Source organism: Xenorhabdus griffiniae, from assembly GCF_001028135.1.
In the GTDB taxonomy this organism is placed as follows: Bacteria; Pseudomonadota; Gammaproteobacteria; order Enterobacterales; family Enterobacteriaceae; genus Xenorhabdus; species Xenorhabdus bakwenae.
Genome location: NZ_LDNM01000173.1, coordinates 1 through 2,937, shown reverse-complemented (window position 1 = coordinate 2,937; position 2,937 = coordinate 1). Strand labels below are relative to the sequence as shown.

7 protein-coding genes are annotated in these 2,937 nt (G+C 50.1%); all 7 read right to left on the bottom strand.

Annotated features, from left to right (window positions below; translation table 11 throughout):
• Window positions 1-268: hypothetical protein (locus AAY47_RS19385; protein WP_047771994.1), on the bottom strand; the 268-nt coding region annotated here is incomplete at its 3' end.
• Window positions 269-422: 154 nt separating this feature from the next.
• Entirely contained in the window at window positions 423-758 is a 336-nt protein-coding gene (locus AAY47_RS19380; RefSeq protein WP_200897816.1) for a hypothetical protein, read from the bottom strand.
• Complete coding sequence (locus tag AAY47_RS19375) at window positions 745-951, bottom strand: ANR family transcriptional regulator (protein WP_047771992.1); 207 nt, start codon at window positions 949-951, stop codon at window positions 745-747. The genes AAY47_RS19380 and AAY47_RS19375 overlap by 14 nt, the downstream gene beginning before the upstream one ends.
• Window position 952: 1 nt before the next feature.
• The gene (locus AAY47_RS19370; protein ID WP_047771991.1) at window positions 953-1,591 is read right to left on the bottom strand and encodes a DUF3164 family protein; all 639 of its coding nucleotides are present in this window, start codon (window positions 1,589-1,591) and stop codon (window positions 953-955) included.
• A 33-nt stretch (window positions 1,592-1,624) separates the two neighbouring features.
• A complete protein-coding gene (locus AAY47_RS19365; RefSeq protein ID WP_047770815.1) occupies window positions 1,625-1,834 on the bottom strand; it encodes a hypothetical protein in 210 nt (69 codons plus the stop codon).
• A 10-nt stretch (window positions 1,835-1,844) separates the two neighbouring features.
• Window positions 1,845-2,129: a hypothetical protein gene (locus AAY47_RS19360; protein WP_047771989.1), complete on the bottom strand. Its 285-nt coding sequence runs from the start codon at window positions 2,127-2,129 to the stop codon at window positions 1,845-1,847.
• A 10-nt stretch (window positions 2,130-2,139) separates the two neighbouring features.
• Window positions 2,140-2,937, bottom strand: a 798-nt coding sequence (locus AAY47_RS19355; RefSeq protein WP_047771986.1) for an AAA family ATPase, incomplete at its 5' end; no start/stop codon positions are given.

Below are 2,937 nucleotides of genomic sequence, written 5' to 3'. Positions count from 1 at the left end.
ACAGTGTATAAGTGAGTTTTGATGGAGCACCTGCCGGACTGACATCATCCCTGTCCAGACAGTATTGTTTCTTGCCATAGCTCACGGTGAGTTGCTCTCCTTGTATTTGCTGGATGTTGCCCTTTACCGTTTTATAGTTGAATTTAAGCTGGTTTCGGTACTGACGCTGGGTAACGAAAGTAAAGGTCACTCGGTCGCCCACGGATAACGCGGAACGATCAACTGGTTTGAATTTTTCGCACACCGGACATTGGTAACGTGGATTCATAACTTCCTCATTAATTTGGCTGAATTTTGGCGTAAGCCAACCCCTGGCTGATTTACGCCATATTTAAAAATTATTAATTTTCAGTTTGTTACATTAAATCGATGTTAAATGTTCAATTCGGACTAAATAGGGTTCGGTGCTGATTTCCACCACATTAAAATGCCTTACCGCCAGTCTTGGCGCGATTCTCTCGCTTATGGTCTGCCCGATGCCTGTTGTATTCGAGTTTTTCAGCAATCGCGCCCTCGATGTCATAACCAAATGCCTCTGCATAATCCAAAATGCGGATGACGGCATCGGCTAGCTCCACCTCTGCCATAGGACGATGAGGTAAATGATCGTCCGCCAGATTTTTGCGCTCACCCTCCATTGCCTCGCTGATTTCGGAGTGAATTAAACAGAGTAACGTTCCACGTTCACGGGGATTATCCCACCAACCTGCGTCAATATTTTGCTGGTGAATTTGTTGTTGTAATTCAGTTATTTTCATCTGGCTTTCCCCATTCCCTGATAGCGGCGTTTTGACAAAACGCGCTGCGCTGTTCCGCCCAGACGCGTGCCATTGCGCTGTGGGCATGATGCGCGGCTTTGCACCATAACGTTGCTGCGTTCAGATAATCCGTATTACGTTCTGCACGGGCGGCAACGGATGAGTAGGCAGCATAGTGATTGTATCCGGCCATCTCACACCCCCGCGATATCTAACGCTATGGGCTGGTATCGGTCAGTATCACCAATACGTTCATAGACTCGCAGATAGGATTTGCTGCCTACCACCTGCAACGCCTCGCCAATCGCCACCATTGCCTGTACCCAGCGCTCATCGTCAATACCCAGACGACGCAGGGCCAGCACGCGACCGGTATTAATATCGCCCTCTTTATCGGTGATAAACGCCTGGTTAATCAGCGTCTGAATTTCAGGCCGTGCGTCGACTGTCCAGTCGGCCAGACATTCATCTATCAGTGCCTTAGCCGCCTGCAAACGTTCATCAAAAGCAATCCGGTCCTGCATGGCGCGCTGGATTTTGAAACGGCCATCGTAGGAATAAAGGGTAACGTTTCCTTTCTTGCCGCCTTTGACGGAACCATATTTCTCGGCAGAGAGATCGACAAACGCCTGAATATCGGCAAAAGCGCGTAATTTCAGCTCCTCCAGAGCCTCATTGACTTTGAAAGCAAATTGTACAAGTTCTCCGACCAGCGCATCACGCTCAAAGTCGATTTCCTTGATGATTTCAATCGGCGTCAGCACGCCTTTCGCATCGATCCAATAACCGTCAGGTGCGGATATTGTGGTGAATTGTTTTGATTTTATTGACATTATTTTACCTTTTCAAAATATTAGATTTAATGGTTAGTGAAGATTATGCTGTGTGGCGGCCTGATGGATCACCAGACCACTTTCGCTATGGTTCTTAAGCAGTTCACCAATCGCACTGTACAAACTCTCGGCGGCCCGATATTCCTGGTGGGTGAATTCCCCGGCAACGGCCGCCCCGGCTTGCAGTTCATGCCGTAATTCCCCTGACTCACTGGTGATTAAGATTTCAATTTTTACTGCCATATTGCGCCCCTTAATGTAAAGATTCCGACCAATAAACCTGACAACCATCCTGATTAAAAACCCCTTGCTTAAAAACCCCTTGCCGCCCCTTACCAAAATGCAGATACGCCGCCTGACCATCACGGATCAACTGCTCACAATAGGCGTGACGGGCAATGTGGATACGGGGCCTGTTATCCCGCATCATCACACTCAGCACGGTAATACCCCGCTCAGATAACGCGGTGACCACCGATTCCGCCTGAATCAGGGCAGACAACAATTGGTTATTCCGGGTGTTCAACTCGATTACCATGTGTACCTCATTAATTAATCAGCATTTTTGAGAATTCATTAATCATGCCGACATCAACAGGCTGACCGCTCAACTGGCTGGCACGGGAAACACCGCGCAGGTATTTGAACAACCGTCTGGCGTTCCCCTTACAGGCCGTAAACAACGCCTGACGGATATCGTCCCCCTCAATCTCAGGCAACAGGCTGCGGGCAATTTCCTGAATATCGGCCTCTGGCAAGCTGTCCCCCATTGGCAGGGCAAAACCGACGCGGCTGTAAAGCTGTTTGTACTCGCCGCGCTTCCCTTTCAGGTTGAGAATTAAGCGCGGCATACCCGCCAGAACGATGCCGACACCGGATTTATCATGGATACGGCGCAGGGTTTCCAGTGCGCGGTAAGGCAGGTTCTCCGCTTCATCCACCAGAATAATCCGCCCCGAACCGCGCAAAGCTGTAATGCACGCTTCACTCATTTCGTGCAGGTTGCCGCGGCGATTAACCCCCAGACGGTTGCAAAGCTCCTCCAGTATCACGCGGGCGGTATAGCCGGGATCGGCCTCAATCAAAATGGCATCGCTCTGTTGTCTGGCATATTCCCGCATGACCATCGTTTTCCCCATCCCTGCATCGCCATAGATAACGTTGATTTCACCGTCCATATGGGCGAGACGGCAGACTTCCAGTCCTTTACGGGCGGTATACGTTGCAATGAAGGCGGGTTTCAGGTGACGTACCTTTTCCCGGTCACGTTCGCGGCGGATAAGCTGTTCCAGCTGGGTTTCCAGTGTGGCGGTATTGCCCACGTATTTACCCTGTAGATACTGGTT

What these genes read in the sequence shown, in the direction of transcription:
- AAY47_RS19360 (WP_047771989.1), bottom strand. Translation starts at nt 2,129, where the DNA reads ATGGTAATCGAGTTGAACACCCGGAATAACCAATTGTTGTCTGCCCTG.
- AAY47_RS19375 (WP_047771992.1), bottom strand. Translation starts at nt 951, where the DNA reads ATGGCCGGATACAATCACTATGCTGCCTACTCATCCGTTGCCGCCCGT.
- AAY47_RS19365 (WP_047770815.1), bottom strand. Translation starts at nt 1,834, where the DNA reads ATGGCAGTAAAAATTGAAATCTTAATCACCAGTGAGTCAGGGGAATTA.
- AAY47_RS19370 (WP_047771991.1), bottom strand. Translation starts at nt 1,591, where the DNA reads ATGTCAATAAAATCAAAACAATTCACCACAATATCCGCACCTGACGGT.
- AAY47_RS19380 (WP_200897816.1), bottom strand. Translation starts at nt 758, where the DNA reads ATGAAAATAACTGAATTACAACAACAAATTCACCAGCAAAATATTGAC.